Source organism: Streptomyces sp. HUAS TT11 (assembly GCF_051553595.1).
Taxonomy (GTDB): Bacteria; Actinomycetota; Actinomycetes; order Streptomycetales; family Streptomycetaceae; genus Streptomyces.
In genome coordinates this window covers 2,377,261-2,402,719 of record NZ_CP196184.1, presented here as the reverse complement: position 1 = coordinate 2,402,719, position 25,459 = coordinate 2,377,261, and the positions used below count along the sequence as shown (strand labels likewise).

Sequence of the window (25,459 nt, the reverse complement as noted above, 5' to 3'; positions counted from 1 at the left end):
AGTTGGATTTGCTTGTGGAAGCAGCGGAAGCAGGAGCACGCCATGCCCGACCTGCCGACCCCTCAGGACGCCACCGAGGCCGCGCTGTTCTCGGAAAGCTGGGACGCGGTGCTGTCGTACGCGGACCTGTGCACGTCCGGCTCGGCCGCGGGCAGACAACTGGCCACGGAGGCGTTCTCCCGCGGAGTGCAGGAGACCCGCGCCGACGGGCCCCCGGCGAGGGGCGGGCGCCGCACTCCCCGGCTGCCCGGGATTCCGCTGCTGCTCACCGCCGTGCGTACCACCGCCGCGGCATGGGAGGCACAGGGCACGGGGCATCGGCTCGACCCCGATCTGCGGCTGTGGCTCCACTCCGGCAGGGCCGCGCGGTACACCGGGCTGCCGCTCCAGCGGCCGTTGGCGCTGCGGGCGCTCAGGGACATGCACGAGGCGGACGCCGCGCTGCTGTGGCTGGTGGAGGTCGAGGCGCTGCCCCTGCCCGACGCGGCACGCCGGCTCGGTCTGGACCCGGTGGCCGCTTCCGTCGAACTCACCGAGGTCCGGGGGCTGTTCCGGGACCGTTGCCGGCGCAACCACCTCGACACGCCCATGGACGCCGACTGCCGCAGCTATGCGCGGCTCCTCGACGCGGTCACCCGCTCCTCGGGCGCCGAGACGCCCGAGGACCTCTCTCGGCACCTGGCCACCTGCGTGGAGTGCGCGGAGGCCGCGGCGTGCCTGCGGCTGCACGGCGGGGAGACGGCCGCGGCGCTGGCGAGCGGTGTGATCGGCTGGGGCGGGCTCGCCTATCTGGAACGGCGGCGCCGGGCGGCGCAGGCCGGGCTCAGCGGGGGACGCGCGGACGCGGGCACGGACCGCGGCGTCGCGGCCGGCACCGAGGTACGGCCCCGGATCGGCCGCGCCGGGATCCTTTCGGCCGCGGTGATCGTGTCGGGCCTGGCCCTGACGGTCTCGCTCATGCAACTGGGGGACTCGGACGCCCCGACGACCGCGGGCAGCGACACGGGCGACAGCCGGCGGGCCGCCGGCCCGGGTCCGGCGGTGCCGTCCCTCGGCCCGGTCACGGGTGACGCCACGGTCGGCGCCTCCCCGACCGCACGCCCGTCCCGCTCGGCCGCCGGCACGAAGAGTCCGGACTCCGACACGGAACCGCAGGGAAAGTCCACGAGCCCGGTCGCCGACCCGCCCGGCGCGTCCGAACCGGACAGGGTGAGCCCGGCGCCGTGCCGCGTCCGCTACCACGTGGACAGTGAGTGGTCGAACGGCTTCCAGGCCACGGTCACGGTCACCTCGGCCGGGGCGCTGGACGACTGGAGCGTCGGCTGGACGTTCGAGAACGGCCAGCGCATCACACAGATGTGGGACGGGACGTTCGCACAGGGCGGCTCGCAGGTCACGGCGAAGGCCGCCGCATACAACAAGGAGGTCGCCGCGAACGGCACGTTCGCGTTCGGCTTCCTGTCGTCGTGGCACGACGGCAACGCGGTGCCGAGCCGCTTCACGGTGAACGGGCATCGCTGCTCGACGGCGGGCTGACCCCGCCGCAGCGGCGGGCGCCCTGCCGTCCCGCGCACACGCACCCGCCGACGAGGCGGTCGCGACACGGTGACCGCCCGGGCGGAAATTCGCTGGCACCCGGGAGCGGCACCTTCTAAGGTGAGCGTGTTTTCGAGCGGCGGCCGTCGGGCCGCCGCTGCCGGACGAGTGCAGAACGGGAGGTGTTGACCGATGACTGTCCTTGCGACGAGCGCTGCCCGCGTTCAGACGATCATCAAGTCCACCTCCGTGGTCCCCGGCTGACACCCTGATTGAAGCGCGCGTCCGCGCGCCCGCCGGGACCACCCTTGTGAAGGGTCTCCCTTGACTTCCAGCTCTGCTTTCACCCCGTCCTCCGCGTTCCCCGCTCTCGCCGCCCACGGCTGGGACGACGCGTGGGCGCAGGCGTTCGCACCGTACGGCGCGGAAGGACTGGTCGCCGGCCGGGTCGTCCGGGTCGACCGCGGTCAGTGCGACGTGGTCACCGCCGACGGCGTGCTGCGCGCCGACACCGCCTTCGTCACCCCGCACGACCCCCTGCGGGTCGTGTGCACCGGCGACTGGGTCGCCGTCGAACCAGCGGGCAACCCCCGCTATGTGCGGGCGTATCTGCCGCGCCGCACCGCCTTCGTGCGCTCCACCTCGTCCAAGCGGTCCGAGGGGCAGATCCTCGCGGCCAACGTCGACCACGCCGTCGTCGCCGTCTCGCTCGCCCTCGAACTGGACCTCGGCCGGGTCGAGCGTTTCCTCGCGCTTGCCTGGGAGTCCGGTGCCCAGCCGGTCGTGGTGCTGACCAAGGCCGATCTGGTGCCGGACGTGACGACACTCTCGCACCTCGTCCAGGACGTGGAGACCACGGCCCCCGGGGTGCAGGTGCTCGCCGTCAGTTCACAGCGGGGCGAGGGGCTGGACGTCCTCGCCGCGACCCTCTCCGGCGGCACGTCCGTGCTGCTCGGCCAGTCCGGTGCGGGGAAGTCCACGCTGGCCAACGCGTTGCTGGGGGAGGAGGTCATGGAGGTGCAGGCCACCCGGGACATGGACGGCAAGGGCCGGCACACCACGACCACCCGCAATCTGCTCGCCCTGCCGGGCGGCGGAGTCCTCATCGACACTCCGGGACTGCGCGGGGTGGGGCTGTGGGACGCCGAGACCGGCGTGGGCCAGGTGTTCTCCGAGATCGAGGACCTGGCCGCGGAGTGCCGTTTCCAGGACTGCGCGCACGACGCCGAACCGGGGTGCGCGGTGCGGGCCGCGGTGGAGGACGGGGAACTGTCCGAGCGGCGGCTGGAGAGCTACCGCAAGCTGCTGCGCGAGAACCAGTGGATCGTCGCCAAGACGGACGCCCGGGTGCGGGCGGAGCTGCGCCGGGAGTGGAAGCGCAAGGGCGCCCAGGGGAAGGCGGCGATGGAGGCGAAGCGGGGGCGGCTGCGGTAGGGCCGTGGATGCCGCCCTCGCCGGTGCGGGGGCGGCATCGTGGTGTCCGATTCCCGCCGGACCCGCCCCGCCCGGTGGTGGAGACTGGAAGGCGTGATCGACGAGGACACCAGGTACGAGGCGGTGCGCAGCCGGGACGCGCGGTTCGACGGCGCGTTCTTCTTCGCCGTCGAGACCACCGGCATCTACTGCCGGCCCAGCTGCCCCGCCGTGACGCCCAGGCGCCGGAACGTGCGTTTCTATCCGACGGCCGCCGCCGCGCAGAGTGCCGGGTTCCGGGCCTGCCGGCGCTGCCGTCCGGACGCGGCGCCCGGCTCCGCGGAGTGGAACGTACGGGCGGACGTCGTGGGGCGCGCCATGCGCATGATCAAGGACGGCGTCGTCGACCGCGAAGGCGTGGGCGGACTCGCCCTGCGGCTCGGCTACAGCGCCCGCCAGGTGCAGCGCCAGCTGACCGCCGAGGTCGGCGCCGGACCCGTCGCGCTCGCCCGGGCCCAGCGCGCCCACACCGCCCGCGTCCTTCTGCAGACCACCACGCTGCCGGTCACGGAGATCGCCTTCGCGGCCGGATTCGCCAGCGTGCGCCAGTTCAACGACACGATCAGGGCGGTGTACGCGGCGACCCCGAGCGAGCTGCGCGCGGGCGCGCCACGCGGCGTACCGGCCGCCCGTCGTGCGGCCGCGCCCTCCGCGGGGATCCCGCTGCGGCTCGCCCATCGCGGCCCCTACGAGTCCACCGCCGTCTTCGACCAGCTCGCCCGCGAGGCGATCCGGGGCGTGGAGGAGGTGGAGGGCGCGCGCGGCCGCCGTACCTACCGCCGCACGCTCCGGCTGCCGTACGGCACGGCCGTCGTGGCCGTCGACGAACGCGCCGGTCGCGCCGCCTCGAGGCCGCCCACGCGGGGGCACGGGGGCGGCTGGCTGGATGCCCGGCTCCATCTCACCGACCCCCGCGACCTCCCGAGCGCCGTCCAGCGGCTGCGACGGCTGTTCGACCTCGATGCGGACCCGTACGCCGTCGACGAGCGTCTTGCCGCCGATCCCCGGCTCGCCCCACTGGTCGCCGCACGTCCGGGCCTGCGCTCGCCGGGCGCGCCCGATCCGGAGGAGTTCGCCGTGCGCGCTCTCGTGGGGCGGGGCCGGGCCGAGGAACTGGTCCACCGCTACGGGAAGGTCCTCGACTCCCCGTACGGCACGCTCACCCATGTCTTCCCCGAACCGGCCGTGCTCGTCGAGGCCGAGCCCCACGGGACGCCCGGGGCCCTGGCCACCGCCCTCGCCGACGGCACGCTCCGCCTCGACGCCGGTGCCGACCGCGACGACGCGTACGACGCCCTGCTCGCGCTGCCGGGCATGGATCCGCGCGTCGCCGCCGTCATCCGCACCCGCGCCCTGGGCGACCCCGACGTGGCGCCGCCCGACCAGGATGTCCCCGACGCCTGGCGCCCGTGGCGCTCGTACGCCCTTCAGCACCTCCGGACGGCAGGCGAGCCGGTTCCGGGCGAACAGGAAGACCACCGATCATGAACTGGCGCGACGTCGTCCACTACACCACGCTCGGCAGCCCGGTCGGCGAGCTCCTGCTCACCGCCGATGCGACGGGCGCCCTGACCTCCCTCTCCGTGCCCGGCCAGAAGGGCGGCCGCACCCTCCGGCCGGAATGGCGGTACGAGCCCGGTCTCTTCCGCGCGGCCGAGCAGCAGCTCGCCGCCTACTTCGCGGGCGAACTCGACGAGTTCAGGCTGGAGTTGCGCACGGACGGCACCGCGTTCCGTGAGCGGGTGTGGGCGGCGCTCGACTCCGTGCCGTACGGAACGACCACGACCTACGGTGCGATCGCCGCCCGGATCGGCGCGTCACGGGCCGCCGTCCGCGCCATCGGCGGGGCGATCGGCGCCAACCCCCTGCTCATCGTCCGGCCCTGCCACCGCGTGATCGGCGCGGACGGCTCCCTCACCGGCTATGCGGGCGGCCTCGACCGCAAGACGCGGCTGCTGTCCCTGGAGGGCGTGGGCCGGCAGGCCTAGAGCAATTCCTCCGTACCCGGCCGTCGTTCCGCCGCGGCCGTCCACGACCTGCCCCGCTCCGGGACTCTTCCGCCGGTTCCGCCGCTTCCCGGTGGTGCCGTCGGCCTCGGGGAGTGCGACCGCCGCGGCGGGTCACCGCGGGGCGGTCCCCGTGCGGGGGCCGATCGCCGTAGACCCGAAGGTGTGACGATGCGTTAGCTCCTCGGTGTGTCCTGGGAAGTCATCGAAGGCTTCCCGGTTCCGTGTCCCCGGGACCGCCGGTGAGGAGAGGGCGCGTCCATATGATCAACCTGGCCCGTTCGACGGTAACCCTGTCCCGCTGCCTGGCCGTTCTGGCCCTCACCCTGGTCTCGACCGGGGCCACCCTTCCGGGTACGGCCGATCGGGCCGAGCCCGCACCGCAGTGGGCCGGTACCTGGGAGGCGGCCCCTTCGGGGACCACGTCCGCCCTGCCCGGCGCGTCGATCCGCAACGTCGTGCACATCAGCGTCGGTGGCACCGCCACCCGCGTCCGGCTGTCCAACCGCCTCGGCAGCGCCCCGCTCCGACTCGACACCGTCACCGTCGCGTTGCGGCTGCCCGGCGGACCCACGGGGGCCGACGCCGTACCGGGATCCCTGCGCGCCGCCACCTTCGACGGCGCCACCTCCGTGACCGTCCCCGCGGGCCAGGACCGCGTCACCGACCTCGTGCCCCTCGGTGTCCCGGCGGACTCCGACCTCCTCGTCACCGTGCACACGCCCGCCGACTCGGGACCGGCGACCTACCACCACACCGCCCTGCAGACCAACTACGTGGCCAAGGAGGGCAACCGGGCCGCCGACACCGGCGGCGCCGCGTACACCTCCACCGTCTCCAGCTGGTACTACGTGACCGGAGTCGACGTCCTGCGCCCGGCCGGTGCCACAAGCCTGGTGGCCTTCGGGGACTCCCTCACCGACGGCACCGGATCCTCGCACGGCGCCAACCACCGCTGGCCCGACCTGCTGTCGGAGCGCCTGCGCACCCTGCCCGCGAGCCGCAGGCCCGGCGTCCTGAACGCGGGCATCGCCGGCAACCGCCTCCTTCTCGACGGTGCCGGACCGAGCGCCCTCGCACGCCTGGACGCGGATGTCGTCAGCCGTGCCGCGGTCCGCACGCTGATCGTCCTGGAGGGCGTCAACGACCTCAAGGGCAAGCCGCCCCAGACCGATCCGGGTGCCTATGCGAGCGCCTACCGCCGGATCGTGGCCCGAGCGCACGCCCAAGGCATCCGTGTCATCGGCGCCACTCTCACCCCGTTCGCAGGCCATCCGAGCTGGTCGCCGGCCCGTGAGGAACTGCGGCGCGAGATCAACACCCGCATCCGGAGCGGCCTCTTCGACGGCGTCGCGGACTTCGACGCCGCCGTCCGCGACCCGGGCCGCCCCGAACGGATCAGACCGGCCTACGACCCCGGCGACCACCTGCACTTCAACGACGCGGGCATGGGGGCGCTCGCCGCCGCGATCGACCTGACGTCCCTGCTGCGCTGACGTTCCGTCAGGCGGACGGGGCCGCAAGGGAGGGCCCGGCCCTTCGGCGCGACCATAGGGCCCTGGCGGTCGCCCTTCGCCGTCGTCGACGGTCTTGCGGCGCGGCCTTCGCCCGTGGCGCCGTGCACTTGGTCGCGCACGGGACGGGGTGCCGTTCGACGCACGGTGGCGCCCGCCTCGCCGACGGGCCGCAACCTGGCGCGCCGGCTCGCCGTTGCGTGGCGCTGTGCGAACGGTGCCGTCGTCGACGGTCTTGCGGCGCGGCCTTCGCCCGTGGCCGCCGTGCACTCGGTCGCGCACGGGACGGGGTGCCGTTCGACGCACGGTGGCGCCCGCCTCGCCGACGGGCCGCAACCCGGCGCGCCGGCCCGCCGCCGCGGACGCCGGGGAGCACGAAGGCCCCCGGCTGCGGACGGCGTGCACCGTCGGATGCGCGCACGCGGCGGGCAGCGCGACGAACACGCGGACGACCCCGGTCAGTGCCGCGCCACCCAGCCCCGCTCGTACGCGTGCCAGCCCAGCTGGAGCCGGGTCGTCACACCGGTCAGCTCCATCAGCCGTTTCACCCGGCGCTGCACCGTCCGCAGGCCCAGGTCGAGCTGCTTGGCGACGCTCGCGTCCGTCAGTCCGGCGAGGAGCAGGGACAGGACCTCCAGGTCGGTGCTGTCAGGGCCGTCGGGCCCCTGCTCGACGACGCCGGTCACCCCGAGCCGCAGCGGAAGCGCCTCCCGCCACACCGACTCGAACAGGGCCGCCAGCAGCTCGAGCAGTCCGCTCGCATGCACCACCAGGGCCGCCGGTTCGGTGCCCCGCGAGGTGAGCGGCACCATCGCCAGCGAGCGGTCGGCTACCACCAGCTTGGTCGGCACCGTGTCGACGACACGCACCTGTTCGTCGCGGCCGAGGGCGGCCGTGAGCTCGGTGATGCCGTCGGGCCGGTCGAGCACCGCACGCTCGACCACCACCCGGTAGCGCACCCCACGGCCCGCGGCCTGCTCCTCCGCGTCGTTCTCCATCCCCGACACGGCGACCGGATTTCCGGTGACCAGCGCGCAGACCTCCTCGGCCGCACCGAGTTGGAGCTGGAGGAACCGCTGTCCGACCCCGGCCGCGCCGCTCACCACCTCCACGAGGTCGTGCACTGCGGGCTCGGCCGCCGCCGCGCGGTACTCCTCGGCGAGCAGCGCGGCCGCCAGCTCCGCCTTGTCCAACTCGTGCCGCTGCTGGGTCAGCAGTGCGCCGAGCGCGACCCCCGGTGGCGCCGCGACCCACCGGCCGGGCCGGGCCGTCGACTGGGCCGCGAGTCCGTGCCGTTCCAGCCGGCGCAGGGCGTGCTCGGTGTCGTGCTCGCCGAGCGACAGCCGCCGGGCGAGATCGGGCACGTCGGCGGCGCCCACGGACACCAGCGCCCGGTACGCCGACTCGTGCGTCTCGTCCAGACCTATCGCAGCCAGCATCAACCGTCGTCCTCCCGAAGAGCAGTCCCGCGCTGTGTGCGGTGGCGGAAAACAGCCACGGCACAAACCCGCCTCGGAACATCATCGCCGTACCCCCGGTCTCTCTGCCAAGGTGACGCCACCCGCAGTCGTGGCTTCCCCCCGCGATGCCGTCCGCGGGCCGCTCGGCCTGCGCCGAAGCGGACGGCGGGCCCAAGGTCGTGACGGGGTGCCGGAGGCGTGCCGGGCCCTGTCACCGCGGTGCCGCCGGACGATCCCCCTGTGGGGGGTGGGATCGTCCGGCGGCCCGCCCCTCGATGGCCGGTTCGTACCGTCGTTCGAGGCGTCGTCCTTCGCGTGGACCCGGGGAGCGGTCGTGTGGCCGGAATTTCCGGATGCCCCGTTTTCCTGGGCCCCGTGCGGTGGACAATCGGGAGCATGAGCCAGCAGGGGGAGAGGCCCACCGGTCATGAGGACGACTGGTGGGGGCAGTTGTACGACGACTCCACCGGGGACACGGGACCGGCCGTTGCGGCCGACAGTCTCGACGACCGCTTCGCCTCCGCCGCGGGAACGGTGGGGGAGGGGAGCGGAGAGCGCGGAACAGGGGCGCCGCTCCCACCCACGACCGCGCCGGTCGTGCCGGAGCAGCGCCCGACGGGACCGGAGCCCGGCGCCTTCGCGCCGGGAGCGGACGCCACCTGGCCCGCCGGCTCCCCTCCGATGCGGCGGGACGAGCGCGGTTCCGGGGCTCCGGCCCGCGGTCCGGCGCCGTGGGACCCTCCTTCCACCCGCCCGACGGGCCCTGTGACCTTCCCGTCCGGGCCCAGGCCACCGGGCTTTCCGCCCCCGCCGCCGGACGCCGTCGCCCCGGCGGAGCCCACGGCGGTCCCCGGCTTCCGTCCGCCCACCGATGGGCCCGCCAGGCCGACCGAGACGCCGCCCCTGGTCCCCCCGTTCGAGGCCGCCGCGTCCGCCGGGGCGCACCCGGCCCCGCTCTCGCCCGGGACGGCCGGTGCCGCATTCCCGGTCGCCCGGGCCCGCACCTCGCCCGCGGTCGACTACGTCGGCTCCGGGCCGCCCACCTACGACGCCGAGCCCACCGCGCTTCCGCTCGCCGACCCGGACGACCTCGGCGACCTGGTCGCTGACACGGTGCTGGACGGGGCGCGGTACGGGGCGTGTGCCCTGCGTGCCGTCTCGGCGCGCGGGGACTCCGCGCGCTTTCGCGGCGAGCCGCGTCGGGACGCCCTGCTGACCGCGCGTTTCGGCACCGGCGACCAGGCGCTCGTCCTCGTCGCCATGGCGACCGGCGCGCGGGCCGCCCCGGGGGCGCACCGGGCCGCCATCGAGGTGTGCCATTTGATCGGCAGTGCCGTCGGGCGCAGTTACCTCCGCCTGGGCGAGGACATCCGGGCCGCACGCCGCGGCGAACTGAAATCGGGACTGCAGCGGCTCACCGACCGCAGCCTCGGCAGACTCCGGGCCGGCGCCGCCGAGCTGGGCGTCGACCCCGACGACTACACCGCCACCCTGCGCTGTCTGCTGCTGCCGGCCGACCCCGACTGCCGTACGCGAGTCTTCTTCGGCGTCGGCGCGGGCGGCCTGTTCCGGCTGCGGGACGGTGAATGGCAGGACATCGAGCCGCGTGCCGCCGAGGCGGCGGGCGAGGCGGTGGTCGGGTTCGGCTCACTGCCGTCCGAGACCCCCGAGGGCGACCGGCTCACCATGGATCTGGGGATCACGACGCCGCCGAGCCCGTACGAACCGGCTCCGGAACCACCCCGCGACCCCTTCCGGTTCCGCGCGTCGATCGCCCGGCCGGGTGACATTTTGCTGCTGTGCACGGGTGGTCTCGCCGATCCCCTGCGCGGCGAGCCCCAGCTGGCCGAGCTCCTCACCGAGCGCTGGTCGACCGGGGAGCCGCCGGGTCTCGCCGCCTTCCTCGCCGACACCCTGATCAGGGTCAAGGGCTATGCCGACGACCGTACGGCGGCGGCCGTTTGGGAGGCGTGATGGACGTCCCTGTGGATTGATGGACCCTAGGCAACCGAAAGGGTGCGTGGTTCCATGGCCAGGCAGAACGTCGCGGACCAGTTCGTCGACATACTCGCCCGGGCAGGCGTCAAACGTCTGTACGGAGTGGTCGGAGACAGCCTCAACCCGATCGTGGACGCCGTCCGCCGCAATGCAGCCCTCGACTGGGTGCATGTGCGGCACGAAGAGACCGCAGCCTTCGCGGCGGGCGCCGAGGCCCAGATAACCGGGAGGTTGGCGGCCTGCGCAGGTTCCTGCGGCCCCGGCAACCTCCACCTCGTCAACGGCCTCTACGACGCCCATCGCTCCATGGCCCCCGTGCTCGCGCTCGCCTCGCACATACCGTCCAGCGAGATAGGTCTCGGCTACTTCCAGGAGACCCACCCGGACCGGTTGTTCCAGGAGTGCTCGCACTACTGCGAGCTGATATCCAACCCGAAACAGATGCCACGGCTGCTCCAGACGGCCATCCAGAACGCGGTCGGCCGCAGCGGTGTGAGCGTCGTCGCGCTTCCCGGCGACATCGCCGACCAGCCCGCCCCCGACAAGCCCGTCCAGACCGCCCTCGTCACCGCCCGGCCCGCGGTCCGCCCGAGTGACGCCGAGATCGACAAGCTCGTGGCGATGATCGACGAGGCGGAGCGGGTCACCCTCTTCTGCGGCAGCGGCACCGCGGGCGCCCACGCCGAGGTCATGGAGCTCGCCGGGAAGATCAAGTCCCCGGTGGGCCACGCCCTGCGGGGCAAGGAATGGATCCAGTACGACAACCCGTACGACGTAGGCATGAGCGGCCTTCTGGGCTACGGCGCCGCGTACGAGGCCACCCACGAGTGCGATCTGCTGATCCTCCTGGGCACCGACTTCCCCTACAACGCCTTCCTGCCGGACGATGTGACGATCGCCCAGGTCGACGTGCGCCCGGAGAACCTGGGCCGCCGCTCCAAGCTGGACCTCGCGGTGTGGGGCGATGTCAAGGAGACCCTGCGGTGTCTGACACCGCGGCTTCGGCCCAAGCAGAACCGGCGCTTCCTCGACAAGATGCTGAAGAAGCACGCGGACGCGCTCGAGGGCGTGGTCAAGGCGTACACCCGCAAGGTGGACAAGCACGTCCCGATCCACCCCGAGTACGTGGCGTCGGTGCTCGACGAGCTGGCCGATCCCGAGGCGGTCTTCACCGTCGACACGGGGATGTGCAATGTCTGGGCGGCCCGTTACATATCCCCCAACGGTCGCCGGCGGATCATCGGCTCGTTCTCCCACGGTTCGATGGCGAACGCGCTGCCGATGGCGATCGGCGCGCAGTTCACCGACCGGAACCGCCAGGTCGTGTCGATCTCGGGCGACGGCGGGTTCTCCATGTTGATGGGGGATTTCCTCACCCTGGTGCAGCTCGACCTTCCGGTGAAGGTCGTCCTGTTCAACAACTCCTCGCTGGGCATGGTGGAGCTGGAGATGATGGTGGCGGGACTGCCCTCGTACGGCACCACCAACCAGAATCCCGACTTCGCCGCGGTGGCCCGTGCGTGCGGGGCGTACGGCATACGGGTCGAAAAGCCCAAGCAGCTTCCCGGCGCGCTCAAGGACGCCTTCCGGCACAAGGGACCCGCCCTGGTCGACATCGTCACCGACCCGAACGCACTGTCGATCCCACCCAGGATCAGCAGGGAGATGGTGACGGGCTTCGCGCTCTCCGCCTCGAAGGTCGTGCTGGACGGGGGAGTCGGCCGCATGCTCCAGATGGCACGCTCCAACCTGCGCAACGTGCCCAGGCCGTAGCGGCCCGGACAGCGCCGCTCAAAAGACCGGAACCCCGGCCCGATTCCGGCGGGCCGGGGTTCTCGTTCTCTACCTTCAGAGGGACCTTTGATCCTCAGGATCACCTGCCCCCGTTGTTACCTCCGTAGTTTCCGTTGTCGTTGCCTTCGTCTCCCTTCCCGTAGCTGTTGCCGCCGCCACCGCCGCCACCGCTGTGCTCTTCCTTCTCCTCCACGAAGCGCTCGACGTGGCGCTTGATCACACGGAAGCTGGCCACCACGCCGTGCTTGACCTTCACACCGCCCTTGAAGTGGCGGGGGAACAGCCCGTTCGAAGAGCTGTGGGGGCCGACGGTGGCGAGAGGAGCACCGTTGTCGCAGGTAGCGCCGTTGAAGACCTCGACGACGTTCCTGCTCTCGTTGCGGACGTTGATGGTCTTGGCGCCGAGGCCACTGACCACGGTGATGCAGCCGTCGGGCACTCCGGCGAACTCGCGCTCGTTGACGGAGATCCGGCCGAACCGGCGACCATCGTCGTCGCCACGACCGCAGCGGCGGCCGCCGCCGCCATCACCGTCGCCGAAGTCGTCGAAGTTGCCGAAGCCCTCGTCCTCCTCGCACCGGGTGACCTTGCGGTAGCTCTTGCCGCCGCCGCCGCCGCCCCCGCCGCCGTTGCCGTACTGGTTGTTGTCGTTGTTGTTGTTGTTGCCGTTGTTGTTGCCGTTGCCGTTGCCGTTGCTGCCGTCCGGCACTGCTGCCGGAGCGGCGGCCGGGGCGGCGGCGGCACGCTGGGCGATCGGGGCCGCCTGCGGCTCGGACGCCGCGGAGGCGTACGTGATACCCGTGGCCACCAGGGCCGCGGCGGCCGCGGCTGCGGCCGTTACAGCGGTGGAACGCGTTGCCATGTTACTTCTCCTGTCTCTGAGACTTCGGCTGCGCGCCGATGCGAGATTGAACGTACTAACGATCTCGTTATCCGTCATGTCGGACATGCCGACAATATTAAGAACAACACGATTGGAGTAAGTCGGGCGCTGACGCCCTGTCACCCCGGTCCGCGTGCTCTGTCTACATGTCGACCCGGCCGGGAGCGACCGCAGGCGGCGTACGGCCGTATCGGCGGCCCGGAGTCGGCGGCAGGGTCCGGCGGCAGTGGTCCCGTGGCCCCGACTGCGCCCGGCGGCGACCGGGCGCACGGCCGTGTGTTCCTGAGAGCCGGGCGTGTCGTGCGGCGGGACCAGGTCCGTGCGGTGGGAGCGGGAGCCGGCTCAACGGCGCTCGGGGCGCACTCGCGCAGGGCTCATATGACCCGGTGTGTGCGGTAGTTGACGATTCGACATGACTGCCGACCCGTCGGTGGGGCATGGATCCCCGTGGACGTGTTCGAGCGGGGGATTCGACATGCACGTACGGGCGGGGGTCATGGACAGGCGAGCGCGAGACGGCGGTCCCGTGGTGATCGGGTCGTCGTCGGTGAAGCAGGTTGAGCAAGCGACCGACACGACGACGGACCGATCGATGAGTCCACAGCTCAGACGCCACCTGGAACGGGCCGACCTACGGGCGGTGCCCGAGGCGCGCAGGGCGCTGCGGGAGATGCTGGTGCACTGGGGGAGGCCGGGACGATCCGAGACGGCCGAACTGCTGACCAGCGAGCTGGTGACCAACGCGCTGATTCACACCGACCGCGACGCGGTCCTGACGGCGACCGTTTCTCCGCGCCGACTCCGCGTGGAGGTCAGGGACTTCGCGGGGCGCAGGCCGAAGCCGCGACGGCCGGACGACGGCGACGGCACGCACGGCCGGGGTCTGATCCTTGTGCAGTCCCTCTCGGACGCGTGGGGAGTGCGGGCGCACGGAGTGGGCAAGTCGGTGTGGTTCGAACTGGACGGCGAAGCGGCCTGACGCACTGAAGGGGGGCGCGGCAGCGTGCCGCGCCCCCCTTCCAGTGATACGCCCGGACTTAGCCGAACTGCTGCTCGAGGTCCTTGAGCTTGCGCTCCAGGGAGTCGAGTCGGGGCAGGGCCATGGTGTCGTCCTCGGCGGTGAGGTCGACCGTGATCGGGTCAGCGGAGGGGTTCCGGACGGGCTCGAGCGAGGGGCGGACGCGGGAGGGCAGTTCACCGGATATGGCAGGCTCCGATGTGACCGGTGCGGTCGCCCGCTCGACGGTCTGCATCTCGACCTTGCGTCCGCCGTTGCCGCCCGTCAGTGCGTGGTGGCCGCGGCTGAGCGCCTTGAGCTGCGCGCGCTCGACCCGCTGCTGTTCGCGGCGCCGCTCCTTGTTCTGCTCCTTCTCGCGCCGGTCCTCGCGGACCTCCTCGACGGCCTCGTCCAGGCTGCGCACACCCTCCAGAAGCATCAGCGACCAGGCCTTGTACGTCTCGATCGGCGCCCGCATCCAGCGGACGATGCGGATCTGCGGCAGCGGACGCGGCACCAGTCCCTGCTCGCGCAGGGCGGCGCGGCGGGTCTGCTTCAGTGCGCGGTCGAAGAGCACCGCCGCCGACAGCGACATGCCGGCGAAGAACTGCGGGGCACCCGCGTGGTCGATGCCCCGGGGCGCGTGCACCCAGTTGAACCAGGCGGAGGCACCCGCGAACGTCCACACCAGGATTCGGGAACCGAGCGCCGCGTCGCCGTGGCTGGCCTCGCGCACCGCCAGCACCGAGCAGAACATGGCGGCGCCGTCCAGGCCGAACGGAACCAGATACTCCCAGCCGTCGGTCAGGCCGAGGTTCTGCTGGCCGAAGCCGACCAGGCCGTGGAAGGAAAGCGCCGCGGCGACCGCCGCACAGCAGAAGAGGAGGACGTAGGAGGCCGTGGCGTACATGGTCTCCTTACGCCTGCGGCGCTCCTCGTTGCGCTCCCACGAGTCGTCCGAACTCGTGCTCTCCTTGGACCGCTTGCCGCGCGCGAGTACCGCAACCGCCGCCAGCACGCCCAGGAGCAGTACGGCGCCCGGAAGCAGCCAGTTCAGCGATATGTCGGTCAGTCTCATCAGGGGTCCCTTGCATTGGGATAGGGCGTGTCGCCCGCCATGGTGGCCCAATCCCGTCGGCCCTCAGGGGGTTTCGGGGCAAGAGGCCGCCAAGGAGGTGCAAGGGGGATGCCCGGGGCGGCGTTCTGCTCGAACTGCCGCTTGAGGGGCGGGAGTTGAGTTCGAATAAGACTACCCGGACGGATGGATCCACGGAAAGTTCCCGCGACGCGTGAGGAAGTTGTGAAACAACCGTGATCCGGGTGGGTCCCATTCGGTGTGGATCTTACGGCACGGGTCCCGCAGCCCGTCGCCACCTCCCCTGAGTGGGCGTCAGTCCGCAGCGGCGGCAGTCAGTTTGACCACACGCTCGGCGTCGCACACGCGCGGGCAGGTGTCGCAGGTGTCCTCGGGGCGCAGTGTGTAGAACATGCAGCAGCTCACCCGGTCCCGGGTGGGCAGCGACTCGCCGTTCGGGCCCGTCAGTTCGCGGAACCCGGCCGAGCCCGCGTAGGGCATCGTGCCGCCCGGCATGAGCAACTCCAGTTCGCGCCGCGCCCGCTGCTCCTCGCCGAGCAGCTGGGCCACGTACAAGAGCCCGTCGACGACCTCGTCCGTGGCCGTGCCCCACAGCGCACGCCCCCGCCGTCGCATGCGCGGCCCGAATCCGGCCAGCACCGGGCCCAGGTGCTCGGCCACGGCCTCCCGGACCTCGGCCCGCAGCGCCTCCTCGTCCGCCACCACCCGGGCGCCGGGCAGCTCCGCGGCGGGATCGTCGGGAAGGCAGGCGAAAGCGCCGGTGCGCACCGCCATGCGTCCCAGGGTGCGCTGGAACGCGACGTGAGCCACGGGGAAGCGCGGCACACGCCGCTGGAGGAACCAGGGGACGGTGATCAGCAGGCAGGCCGGCCAGGCGTACCGGTGCAGTCCGAAGCTCGCGACGACATCGGGGCGGGCCCGCTGACCGTAGTCGCGCACCACTTGGTCCTCGTCCCAGGCCAGGAACGCGTCCAGCACGGCACCGCCCGCCGCGAGCCCGGCGACCGCGGCCCAGCCGTCGCCCTCCGGAGCCGGCTCCTCGCGTCCCAGCTCCGTCACGGTCAGCATCGGGAGCACCTCGGCGAGCCGGGTGTACGCCGCCGTGACGACGGACGGGAGCGTGGCGGAGAGGGGCATGCGGGCACCGCCGTTCCGGACGCATTGATAGGTAAGGCTCACCTTAGCGGAGACCGCCGGGACTTGAACCGGAGCGTAAGGTGCCTAAGGTGCTTTACGAGCGGTGAGCGGTCCCGAGGACTCCTCCGCGCCCGTCCAGCACCACCAGAACCGGAGGAGGAGCCGTGGAGCAGGCCCGTTCCCGCCGTGCGGAGGGCTCGGCCGAGACGGGGACCGCGGACGTCCGTGCCCAGGCCGCTCCGGTGCCTTCGCGGATCCGGTCCGTGGACGAGGTGCGTGAGCGGTGCGAGAGCGCCGACCGGGCCCGGGGTGAGCACACTCACAGTGAGGTGCCGATCCCGAGGCCGCGCGTGGCCGACGGCCCGCACGGCGGCGAGGGGTCCCGAGCGGGCGGGGAAGCGCTCCGCGAGGCGCTGTCCGGGAGCGGGCGGCATGTCGTGCAGCGGGCCTCGGTGCGCCGGCAGATCCTCGACGCCCTGCGCACCGCGCTGGTGGCGGGGGAGCTGACACCCGGAGAGGTCTACTCGGCGCCCGTGCTCGGCGAGCGCTTCGGGGTGTCCGCCACCCCGGTGCGCGAGGCGATGCAGCAACTCGCGCTGGAGGGCGCCGTCGAGGTCGTGCCCAACCGCGGTTTCCGTGTCGTCGTGCGCGGCGCCCGTGAGCTCGCCGAGCTCGCCGAGATCCGGACGCTGATCGAGGTTCCGGTCGTGCTGCGGCTCGCCCGCACGGTGCCCGGGGAACGCTGGGCGGAGCTGCGCCCGCTGGCGGAGGCGAGCGTACGGGCCGCGTCGTCCGGGTGCCGGGCGACGTACGCCGAGTCGGACCGTGTCTTCCACCGCGCGGTGCTCGCCCTCGCCGGCAACGAACAGCTGCTGCGGATCGCGGAGGACCTGCACCGCCGCGCGCAGTGGCCGCTCCTCGGCGGATCCGCCGCGCGCGGCCGTGCCGACCTGATCGCCGACGCGGCCGAGCACTCGACGCTGCTGGACGCGCTGATCGCACAGGACCTGACGGTGGTGCAGTCCCTGGTGCGGGGGCACTTCACCGGAACGTCCTGATCCGTACGGCGCCGCTCACAGGGCACTACAGCTGGTCGACGTCCGGTCCGGATCCCGGCTTCACCGACGCCAGCTGCCGCGCGAGCCAGGTCGGTACGCCACCCAGCAGCCGGAACAGCCGGCCCGCCTCGGCCCGCAGCCGGGAGGCCTCCGGCTCGCTCTCGGTGTCCGCGAGCGAGGCCAGTGCCGGCGCCGTGCCCACCAGGTAGCCCAGCTCCTCGCGGATCCGCAGCGATTCGGCGAAGCCGTGCCGGGCCTCGGCCACCTCGCCCTCGCGCAGCGCGAGTCCCGCCAGATGGCGCCAGGTGAAGGAGAGCAGCAGCGGGTCGCCGTACGCCGAGGCGCTCGCATGCGCGCGGCGGTAGGCGGCCTGCGCCGCCTGTGGGGCATGGGCGAGGTTCTCGGCGATGAGGCCGCGCCGGAAGTCCAGCAGCGCCCGGCCCTGGGCGCCCGGCGGGATCAGCGCGGCCGCCCGGCCGAGAGCGGCGCGTGCCTCGTCCGCCCGGTCCCGGACGCCGTGCAGCGTGGCCGCGTAGGCCAGTTGGCCGCGCTCGCACGCCGCGGCGCCCCGTTCCTCGTCGCTGTGGGCCTGCGCCTCGGCCGTGCGCAGCGCGTCCTCGGCGTCCTCCCAGCCCTGCTCCGTGTACAGGCACCGTTCGACGAGCAACGAGGCCCGCTGGAGCGAGGCCTGTGCCGTCTGCGCCTGCAGAAGGGCTGCCGCGTCGGACCAGCAGGCGCGTGAGCGCAGCCGCCATACCGCGGTCTGGAGTGGATCGTCACCTGCGGTCGTTCCGGTACCAGACATGGCGGTATGCGCCACGTTGCCCTCCCCGAGCGCGCCATCGAGCTGTTGAGTGGTGGCGGCATTCCAGCACCAATCGCGGCACCGGGCCAAGGGGGCGGGTGAAGGATTTCACAAAGTCGTGGGACACGGCGTCGCTCGGGACCGCCTTCCGGACCGCCGCGATGACCTCAACTCATGCGCAATGCCAGGAAGAAATCGAGCTTGTCCTCGAGGCGCGAGAGGTCACGACTCGTCAACTGCTCGATACGCCCGACCCGATAGCGCAGCGTGTTGACGTGCAGGTGCAGCCGGGTCGCACAGCGGGTCCAGGAGCCGTCGCACTCCAGGAACGCCTCCAGGGTGGGGATCAGCTCGGCGCGGTGCCGGCGGTCGTAGTCGCGCAGCGGGTCCAGAAGGCGAGCCGTGAAGGCGCGGCGCACGTCGTCCGGGACGAACGGCAGCAGGAGCACGTGCGACGCCAGCTCCTGGTGCCCGGCGGCGCTGACCCGGCCCGTCCGGGCCGCGGCGACCCGGCGGGCGTGCCTCGCCTCCTCCAGGGCGCCGCGCAGCCCCTCGGCGGAATGCACGGTCGCGCTGACGCCGAGCGTGAGCCGGCCGTCGCCGTCGAGGCCGGCGGACAGCGGGTCCCGTACGGCTTCCAGGAGGGCGTCGGCGAGGATGCCCGGCTCGGCGCCTTCGCGCTCCGAGGAGACCGCCGGCAGGGGGACGAGCGCGATGGCCTCGTCACCCGTGTGGGCCACCGCGATCCGGTCGGCCTGCTCGGGAGCGTTCGTCTGGAGGTACTCCTGGCCCGAAAGGCCCGAGGGGAGGTCGACCAGGATCTCCTCGAGCAGCGCCTGTGCGACCGGGCCGCTCTCGACGTCCCCCTCGTCCCACTCGACCCGGGCGACGACCACCTGCCAGTGCGGGGCCGTTCCGAGGCCGGGCAGGAGCACGGGTGCGGCGACCCGGAGCCGGGCCGCGATCTCGGCGGGCGCGGCCCCCGTCTGCACCAGCTCGAGGACCTCCTGGGCGAGCCGCCGCCGCACCGTGCGTGCCGCGTCCCGCCGGTCCCGTTCGACCGCGATCAGCTGGGTGACACCCTGGAGCAGGTCGAGCCGTTCCTCGGGCCAGTCGGCGGCGTCCGCCTCGACGGCGAGCAGCCAGTCGGACAGCACCGTCTCGCGTACGTCCCGTGCCGCCTCGCCGGTGCGTTCGGTTTCGGCCACCGCGGGGCGGTGGCCCCAGTTGCGGACGGGGAAGAGCGAATACGTCGCCGCGCCGACCGTCACCCGGTGCGGTCCGCGGCGGCCGGTGCGCACCGCCGCCAGATGCTCCGCGGCCAGCCGGGCGCGGACGTCCGCCGCGAGCCCCGGGGTCGGGCCGGCGATCGGGCGGCCGGTGGGGGAGAGCACCCAGGCGCGCAGGTCCAGGTCGGAGCCGAGCAGGTCCAGGACGACGTCCGGGCCGCCGCCCGCAGGACCCGAGGTCATCATCCGCCGGTGCCGGTCCACCACGGCCGCCAGGTCCCCGGCCCGCTCACCGGACACCTGGCGCACGACGTGCTCGGTGATGGTGGCGAACGCAACCGACTCGTGGACGGCGAACAGCGGCAGCCGGTGCCGTACGCAGGCCACGACCAGGTCTTCGGGGATGTCGCCCAGCTCGGCCTCGCCGGCGGCGAGGCCGGCGACGCCCGCACCTGCGAGGATGCGGACGAACGGCTCGGAGTCGGCGGCGTCGTGCCGCCATGCCAGACCCGTGAGGACCAGCTCGCCACCGGAGAGATAGCGGCTCGGGTCCTTGAGATCCGTGGTCATCACACCACGCACGGTGCGCTCCAGCTCGTCCTCGCCGCCCAGCAGCCGCAGCCCCAGCGCGTCGGTGTTCAGCAGTGCGCGCAGCCGCATGTCTCGTCGCCGCCGTTCTTGTCCGGAAATCCACGTTCGATCGGTCGGGGCGCCGGCCCCGGGGGCACGGAAGCCGGTCTCGCGGTTCCCTCCGGCTGTGCGCGGTGTTGCCGGGGGAAACCGGAGAGGTTACTGATGGCCTCCGTTCATATGAATCTACAAGATGGGTTCCCTGGCCAGCCAACTCCTTCATGGTTTCGGTGACTGACTCCGACGCACCATGGGCGGTGTACTGGCCTCATTCCGGGTTGACAGCAGCAGACGAGCCGGGCCCGCCGCACCGATCCCGGCTCGATCCGTACGACCCACGAGACGAAGAAGAGAGCCGGTCATGGACTTCCTTCGCCCCGCAAGCTGGGAGGAGGCGCTCGCCGCCAAGGCGGAGCACCCCACCGCCGTGCCCATCGCGGGCGGCACCGATGTGATGGTCGAGATCAACTTCGACCACCGCAGGCCCGAGTACCTGATGGACCTCAACCGGATCGGCGAACTGTACGAGTGGGAGGTCGGCGAGGACAGCGTGCGGCTCGGGGCCTCGGTGCCGTACACCAGGATCATGGAGCAGCTGCGGGCGGAGCTGCCGGGCCTGGCCCTCGCCTCCCACACGGTGGCCTCCCCACAGATCCGCAACCGGGGCGGAGTCGGCGGCAATCTGGGCACCGCCTCCCCCGCAGGTGACGCCCACCCCGCGCTCCTCGCGGCGGGCGCCGAGGTCGAGGCCGAGTCGGTGCGCGGCTGCCGCCGCATTCCGATCGACGCGTTCTACACCGGTGTGAAGCGCAATGCCCTGGCGCCCGACGAACTGATCCGAGCGGTCCACGTCAAGAAGGCCGACGGCCCGCAGCAGTACTCGAAGGTCGGCACCCGCAACGCCATGGTCATCGCGGTGTGCGCCTTCGGGCTCGCCCTGCACCCCGCGACCCGCACCGTGCGCACCGGCATCGGCTCCGCCGCACCGACGCCCATCCGGGCGAAGGCCGCGGAGGACTTCCTGAACGCGGCGCTCGAGGACGGCGGCTTCTGGGACAACGGCAAGATCATCACTCCGTCGGTCGCCAAGCGGTTCGCGGACCTGTGCTCCGCCTCCTGCAACCCGATCGACGACGTCCGGGGCACCGCGAGCTACCGCCGGCACGCGGTGGGTGTCATGGCGCGCCGCACCCTGACATGGACCTGGGAGTCCTACCGCGGCACCGAAGGCGCCGCTTTCCGAAAGGGGGGAGTCGCGTAATGCGGGTCAACTTCACCGTCAACGGACGCCCGCAGGAAGCGGACGACGTCTGGGAGGGCGAGTCGCTGCTCTACGTGCTGCGCGAGCGCCTCGGGCTTCCGGGCTCCAAGAACGCCTGCGAGCAGGGCGAGTGCGGTTCCTGCACGGTGCGCCTGGACGGACTGCCGGTGTGCTCGTGCCTGGTCGCCGCAGGGCAGGTCGAGGGCCGCGAGGTCGTCACCGTCGAAGGGCTCGCGGACCACGCGAGGCAGCGGGCCCGCGGATCGGACGCGGTCGGTACCTCGCTGGACGAGGCGAAGCACTGGCAGGCAGAGGGCGCCGACCCGCAGACCGGTGTGGGCATGGAACTCTCCCCGATCCAGCAGGCGTTCATCGACGCCGGCGCCGTCCAGTGCGGCTTCTGCACCCCGGGACTGCTCGTGGCGGCCGACGAGATGCTGGAGCACAACCCCAACCCGAGCGACGCGGACATCCGTGAGGCGCTGTCGGGCAATCTGTGCCGCTGCACCGGCTACGAGAAGATCATGGACGCCGTCCGTCTGGCGGCCGCCCGGCAGTCCGAGGGGGTCTGAGCATGCCCAACGGCGTTCCCACAAAGATCACGCAGGGCTCCCGGACGAAGGGCGGCATCGGCGAGTCCACGCTTCGTCCCGACGGCATCCTCAAGGTCACCGGGGAGTTCGCGTACTCCTCCGACATGTGGCACGAGGACATGCTGTGGGGGCAGATCCTGCGCTCCACGGTCGCACACGCCGAGATCGTCTCGATCGACACGGGCGAGGCTCTCGCCACCCCCGGCGTGTACGCCGTCATGACCTACGACGACCTGCCGACCGAGGTGAAGAACTACGGGCTGGAGATCCAGGACACCCCCGTCCTGGCCCACGGCAAGGTCCGCCACCACGGCGAGCCGGTCGCGATCGTCGCAGCCGACCACCCGGAGACCGCGCGCCGCGCCGCCGCCAGGATCCGGGTGGAGTACCGCGAGCTGCCGGTCATCACCGACGAGGCGTCCGCGACGGCCCCGGACGCGCCCCTCGTCCACGAGAACCGCACCGACCACCACATCGGCCATGTGCCGCACCCCAACATCGTCCACCGCCAGCCGATCGTCCGCGGCGACGTGGCCGGGGCCCGCGGGCGGGCCGACGTGATCGTCGAGGGCGAGTACCACTTCGGCATGCAGGACCAGGCCTTCCTGGGCCCCGAGTCGGGACTCGCTGTCCCGGCGGAGGACGGCGGCGTCGACCTGTACGTCGCCACCCAGTGGCTCCACTCCGACCTGCGCCAGATCGCACCGGTCCTCGGTCTGCCGCCGGAGAAGGTGCGGATGACGCTGTCCGGTGTCGGCGGTGCCTTCGGGGGCCGTGAGGACCTGTCGATGCAGATCCACGCCTGTCTGCTCGCACTGCGCACCGGCAAGCCGGTCAAGATCGTCTACAACCGGTTCGAGTCGTTCTTCGGCCATGTCCACCGCCATCCCGCGAAGCTGTACTACGAGCACGGCGCCACCCGCGAGGGGAAGCTGACGCACGTCAAGTGCCGGATCGTGCTCGACGGCGGCGCCTACGCCTCCGCGTCCCCGGCGGTCGTCGGCAACGCCTCCTCGCTGGGCGTCGGCCCGTATGCCGTGGACGACGTCGACATCGAGGCCGTCGCCCTCTACACCAACAACCCGCCCTGCGGCGCCATGCGCGGTTTCGGCGCGGTCCAGGCGTGTTTCGCCTACGAGGCGCAGATGGACAAGGTGGCGAAGGAACTCGGCATGGACCCGGTCGAGTTCAGGCAGCACAACGCCATGGAGCAGGGCACCCTCATGCCGACCGGACAACCGGTCGACTCCCCGGCCCCGGTCGCCGAACTCCTGCGCCGTGTCAAGGCGATGCCGATGCCGCCGGAGCGCCAGTGGGAGAGCTCGGAGGGCCCGGACGTACGGCAGCTGCCCGGTGGTCTGTCCAACACCACGCACGGCGAAGGCGTCGTCCGCGGAGTCGGCTACGCGGTCGGCATCAAGAACGTCGGTTTCTCCGAGGGCTTCGACGACTACTCCACCGCCAAGGTGCGCATGGAGGTGATCGCGGGCGAGCCCGTCGCCACCGTGCACACCGCGATGGCGGAGGTCGGCCAGGGCGGTGTCACCGTGCACGCGCAGATCGCCCGCACCGAACTGGGGGTCGGCCGGGTGACCATCCAGCCGGCCGACACGCAGGTCGGATCGGCCGGTTCGACGTCCGCCTCCCGCCAGACGTATGTCACCGGTGGCGCCGTGAAGCACGCCTGCGAGCTGGTCCGTGAGGAGGTTCTCGACAAGGGCCGCCGCAAGTTCGGTGCGTACCACCCGGCCTGGGCCACCGCCGAACTGCTGCTGGAGAGCGGGAAGGTCGTCACCGAAGCCGGCGAGGTGCTCGCCGACCTGGTGGACGTACTCGGCGACGAGGCCGTCGAGCTGGAGCGCGAGTGGCGGCACCGTCCCACCGAGCCCTTCGACCTGCGCACCGGGCAGGGCAACGGCCATGTCCAGTACTCCTTCGCCGCGCACCGCGCCGTGGTGGAGGTCGACACCGAACTGGGGCTGGTCAAGGTCGTCGAACTGGCCTGCGCCCAGGACGTCGGCAAGGCCCTCAACCCGCAGTCCGTCGCCGGCCAGATCCAGGGCGGTACGACCCAGGGCCTGGGCATCGCGGTCATGGAGGAGATCGTCGTCGACCCCAGGACCGCGAAGGTGAAGAACCCCTCCTTCACCGACTATCTGATCCCCACCATCCTCGACACGCCGACCATCCCGGTCGACGTGCTCGAACTCGCCGACACCAACGCCCCCTACGGGCTGCGCGGTGTCGGCGAGGCACCCACCCTGTCCTCGACTCCCGCGGTCCTGGCGGCCATTCGCGACGCCACGGGCCTGGAGCTGAACCGGACACCGGTACGGCCCGAACACCTCACGGGCACGTGAACCTCCGGCAGTCGGGCAGGTGAACTCCTCCGGGGGACCGTGTCCCCCGGAGGCCCGATGTCCGTCTCGGGCCGTCCCCCGGGTCGTGCAGATCCCCTGATCCCGTGGCCGTCACGGCGGTTGCACGGGTGCCCCTATGAACTCGGGAGACGGCAGCATGACCCAGCAGTCCGTGGATTGCAGGACCACGGCCGAGGACGCCGGCGCGGGAAGCCGCGTCCCGGCCGGCCGGTCCTGGCTCGACCGCTACTTCCACATATCCCGGCGTGGCTCCACCCTCGCGCGCGAAGTGCGCGGCGGCGTCACCACCTTCATGGCGATGGCGTACATCCTGTTGCTCAACCCCCTGATCCTGTCCGGCAAGGACGCGGCGGGGGACACACTCGGCCGGCAGGCACTGATCACCGCGACCGCGTTCGCCGCCGCCTTCACCACACTTCTGATGGGTTTCGCCGGCAAGGCGCCGCTCGCCCTCGCCGCCGGACTCTCGGTCTCCGGTGTCCTGTCCTCGCAGGTCGCCCCGCAGATGACATGGCCTCAGGCGATGGGCATGTGCGTGGTGTACGGCGTGGTCATCATGCTTCTGGTCGTCACCGGCCTGCGTGAGATGGTCATGAACGCGATCCCACTGGCGCTCAAGCACGGCATCACCATGGGCATCGGCCTGTTCATCGCCCTCATCGGCTTCTACAAGTCCGGCTTCGTGCACCAGGGCAAGGCCACCCCGGTCACTCTCGGGCCCGCCGGACAGCTGACCGGATGGCCCGTCCTGCTCTTCGCCGGAACCCTGTTGCTGATCTTCATGCTCCAGGCCCGCCATGTGCCCGGCGCCATCCTCATCGGCATCGTCAGCGGTACGGTCGTCGCCGCGGCACTCAACGCACTGGGTGTCGTCGAGGCCGGCTCCTGGGCGAACGGCGCACCCGAACTGCACGGCAGCGCGATGTCGATGCCGGACTTCTCGCTCTTCGGACACGTCGACTTCGGCGGCTGGGGCGACATCGGCGCGATGACCGTCGGCCTCATCGTCTTCACGCTGGTCCTCGCCGGTTTCTTCGACGCGATGGCCACCATCATCGGTGTCGGCACGGAGGCCGGACTCGCCGACGACAAGGGCCGGATGCCGGGTCTGTCCAAGGCGCTGTTCATCGACGGCGCCGGCGGCGCGATCGGCGGTGTGGCGGGCGGCTCCGGGCAGACGGTGTTCATCGAGTCGGCCACGGGCGTCGGCGAGGGTGCCCGCACGGGACTCGCCTCCGTCGTCACCGGGCTGTTCTTCGCGGCCTGTCTGTTCTTCACCCCGCTGACCGCGATCGTCCCCCAGGAGGTGGCCTCGGCGGCCCTGGTGGTCATCGGGGCCATGATGCTGATGAACGCCCGTCATGTGGACTGGTCCGACCGCGCCACCGCTATCCCGGTCTTCCTGACCGTGGTCCTGATGCCGTTCACCTACACGATCACCACGGGCGTCGCCGCGGGTGTCGTCTCGTACGCCGCCATCAAGGTCGCGCAGGGCAGGGCGCGGGAGATCGGCGCCTTCATGTGGGGGCTGACGGCCGTCTTCCTGATCTACTTCGCCCTCGACCCGATCGAGAGCTGGCTCGGCGTCCACTAGACACCCCCGACCGC

General features: G+C 72.2%; 19 protein-coding genes. 13 read left to right on the top strand and 6 right to left on the bottom strand.

Annotated elements, in window-relative coordinates; genetic code table 11:
- Nucleotides 1-42: 42 nt before the first annotated feature.
- The 5 genes from ACSHXN_RS10830 to ACSHXN_RS10810 all read left to right on the top strand — a co-directional run bounded on the left by ACSHXN_RS10830 (nucleotide 43) and on the right by ACSHXN_RS10810 (nucleotide 6,511).
- Nucleotides 43-1,536: a cellulose binding domain-containing protein gene (locus ACSHXN_RS10830; protein WP_438303001.1), complete on the top strand. Its 1,494-nt coding sequence runs from the start codon at nucleotides 43-45 to the stop codon at nucleotides 1,534-1,536.
- 324 nt (nucleotides 1,537-1,860) lie between these two features.
- Nucleotides 1,861-2,970 carry a ribosome small subunit-dependent GTPase A gene (gene rsgA, locus ACSHXN_RS10825; RefSeq protein ID WP_355135948.1) on the top strand — a complete coding sequence of 370 codons (1,110 nt, stop codon included), beginning with the start codon at nucleotides 1,861-1,863 and terminating at the stop codon, nucleotides 2,968-2,970.
- 96 nt (nucleotides 2,971-3,066) lie between these two features.
- Nucleotides 3,067-4,497, top strand: a complete 1,431-nt coding sequence (locus tag ACSHXN_RS10820) for a DNA-3-methyladenine glycosylase 2 family protein (protein WP_438306447.1) — start codon at nucleotides 3,067-3,069, stop codon at nucleotides 4,495-4,497.
- The gene (locus ACSHXN_RS10815) at nucleotides 4,494-4,997 is read left to right on the top strand and encodes a methylated-DNA--[protein]-cysteine S-methyltransferase (RefSeq protein WP_438303000.1); all 504 of its coding nucleotides are present in this window, start codon (nucleotides 4,494-4,496) and stop codon (nucleotides 4,995-4,997) included. Before ACSHXN_RS10820 ends, ACSHXN_RS10815 begins: the two co-directional genes overlap by 4 nt.
- Nucleotides 4,998-5,278: 281 nt before the next feature.
- Nucleotides 5,279-6,511, top strand: coding sequence for an SGNH/GDSL hydrolase family protein (locus ACSHXN_RS10810; RefSeq protein WP_355135954.1), 1,233 nt, complete (start codon nucleotides 5,279-5,281; stop codon nucleotides 6,509-6,511).
- Between the two features lie 476 nt (nucleotides 6,512-6,987).
- On the opposite strand, the gene ACSHXN_RS10805 is transcribed toward ACSHXN_RS10810, so the two are convergent.
- Nucleotides 6,988-7,968, bottom strand: a complete 981-nt coding sequence (locus tag ACSHXN_RS10805; RefSeq protein WP_355135956.1) for a helix-turn-helix domain-containing protein — start codon at nucleotides 7,966-7,968, stop codon at nucleotides 6,988-6,990.
- Nucleotides 7,969-8,385: 417 nt separating this feature from the next.
- On the opposite strand from ACSHXN_RS10805, the gene ACSHXN_RS10800 reads away from it, so the two are divergent.
- Entirely contained in the window at nucleotides 8,386-9,963 is a 1,578-nt protein-coding gene (locus ACSHXN_RS10800) for a protein phosphatase 2C domain-containing protein (RefSeq protein WP_438302999.1), read from the top strand.
- Between the two features lie 54 nt (nucleotides 9,964-10,017).
- Complete coding sequence (locus tag ACSHXN_RS10795) at nucleotides 10,018-11,760, top strand: pyruvate dehydrogenase (protein ID WP_355135960.1); 1,743 nt, start codon at nucleotides 10,018-10,020, stop codon at nucleotides 11,758-11,760.
- 100 nt (nucleotides 11,761-11,860) lie between these two features.
- Here ACSHXN_RS10795 and ACSHXN_RS10790 read toward each other — a convergent pair whose 3' ends face one another.
- Entirely contained in the window at nucleotides 11,861-12,643 is a 783-nt protein-coding gene (locus ACSHXN_RS10790; RefSeq protein ID WP_355135962.1) for a hypothetical protein, read from the bottom strand.
- Between the two features lie 613 nt (nucleotides 12,644-13,256).
- On the opposite strand from ACSHXN_RS10790, the gene ACSHXN_RS10785 reads away from it, so the two are divergent.
- On the top strand, nucleotides 13,257-13,643 hold the full coding sequence (locus ACSHXN_RS10785) for an ATP-binding protein (protein WP_359450459.1): 387 nt from the start codon (nucleotides 13,257-13,259) through the stop codon (nucleotides 13,641-13,643).
- Between the two features lie 58 nt (nucleotides 13,644-13,701).
- Here the strand turns inward: ACSHXN_RS10785 and ACSHXN_RS10780 are convergent, their stop codons facing one another.
- Together ACSHXN_RS10780 and ACSHXN_RS10775 are read right to left on the bottom strand one after the other, a co-directional pair.
- Complete coding sequence (locus ACSHXN_RS10780) at nucleotides 13,702-14,739, bottom strand: DUF2637 domain-containing protein (protein WP_355135966.1); 1,038 nt, start codon at nucleotides 14,737-14,739, stop codon at nucleotides 13,702-13,704.
- Between the two features lie 312 nt (nucleotides 14,740-15,051).
- Nucleotides 15,052-15,894 carry a (2Fe-2S)-binding protein gene (locus ACSHXN_RS10775; RefSeq protein ID WP_355135968.1) on the bottom strand — a complete coding sequence of 281 codons (843 nt, stop codon included), beginning with the start codon at nucleotides 15,892-15,894 and terminating at the stop codon, nucleotides 15,052-15,054.
- A gap of 164 nt (nucleotides 15,895-16,058) precedes the next feature.
- On the opposite strand from ACSHXN_RS10775, the gene ACSHXN_RS10770 reads away from it, so the two are divergent.
- Nucleotides 16,059-16,952: a GntR family transcriptional regulator gene (locus tag ACSHXN_RS10770; protein WP_438302998.1), complete on the top strand. Its 894-nt coding sequence runs from the start codon at nucleotides 16,059-16,061 to the stop codon at nucleotides 16,950-16,952.
- Nucleotides 16,953-16,977: 25 nt separating this feature from the next.
- On the opposite strand, the gene ACSHXN_RS10765 is transcribed toward ACSHXN_RS10770, so the two are convergent.
- On the bottom strand, nucleotides 16,978-17,772 hold the full coding sequence (locus tag ACSHXN_RS10765) for a hypothetical protein (protein WP_355135970.1): 795 nt from the start codon (nucleotides 17,770-17,772) through the stop codon (nucleotides 16,978-16,980).
- A gap of 152 nt (nucleotides 17,773-17,924) precedes the next feature.
- Nucleotides 17,925-19,646: a PucR family transcriptional regulator gene (locus ACSHXN_RS10760; RefSeq protein WP_438302997.1), complete on the bottom strand. Its 1,722-nt coding sequence runs from the start codon at nucleotides 19,644-19,646 to the stop codon at nucleotides 17,925-17,927.
- 331 nt (nucleotides 19,647-19,977) lie between these two features.
- Here ACSHXN_RS10760 and ACSHXN_RS10755 point away from each other — a divergent pair, with 331 nt between their 5' ends.
- From ACSHXN_RS10755 to ACSHXN_RS10740, 4 genes are all read left to right on the top strand, one after another.
- Nucleotides 19,978-20,877 (top strand): FAD binding domain-containing protein, encoded by a 900-nt coding sequence (locus tag ACSHXN_RS10755; protein WP_355135974.1) that lies wholly within the window; start codon nucleotides 19,978-19,980, stop codon nucleotides 20,875-20,877.
- A complete protein-coding gene (locus ACSHXN_RS10750) occupies nucleotides 20,877-21,449 on the top strand; it encodes a (2Fe-2S)-binding protein (RefSeq protein ID WP_438302996.1) in 573 nt (190 codons plus the stop codon). Before ACSHXN_RS10755 ends, ACSHXN_RS10750 begins: the two co-directional genes overlap by 1 nt.
- A gap of 2 nt (nucleotides 21,450-21,451) precedes the next feature.
- Nucleotides 21,452-23,830 (top strand): xanthine dehydrogenase family protein molybdopterin-binding subunit, encoded by a 2,379-nt coding sequence (locus ACSHXN_RS10745; protein WP_355135978.1) that lies wholly within the window; start codon nucleotides 21,452-21,454, stop codon nucleotides 23,828-23,830.
- Nucleotides 23,831-23,987: 157 nt separating this feature from the next.
- Complete coding sequence (locus ACSHXN_RS10740) at nucleotides 23,988-25,445, top strand: NCS2 family permease (RefSeq protein ID WP_355135980.1); 1,458 nt, start codon at nucleotides 23,988-23,990, stop codon at nucleotides 25,443-25,445.
- The last annotated feature ends 14 nt before the right edge of the window (nucleotides 25,446-25,459 follow it).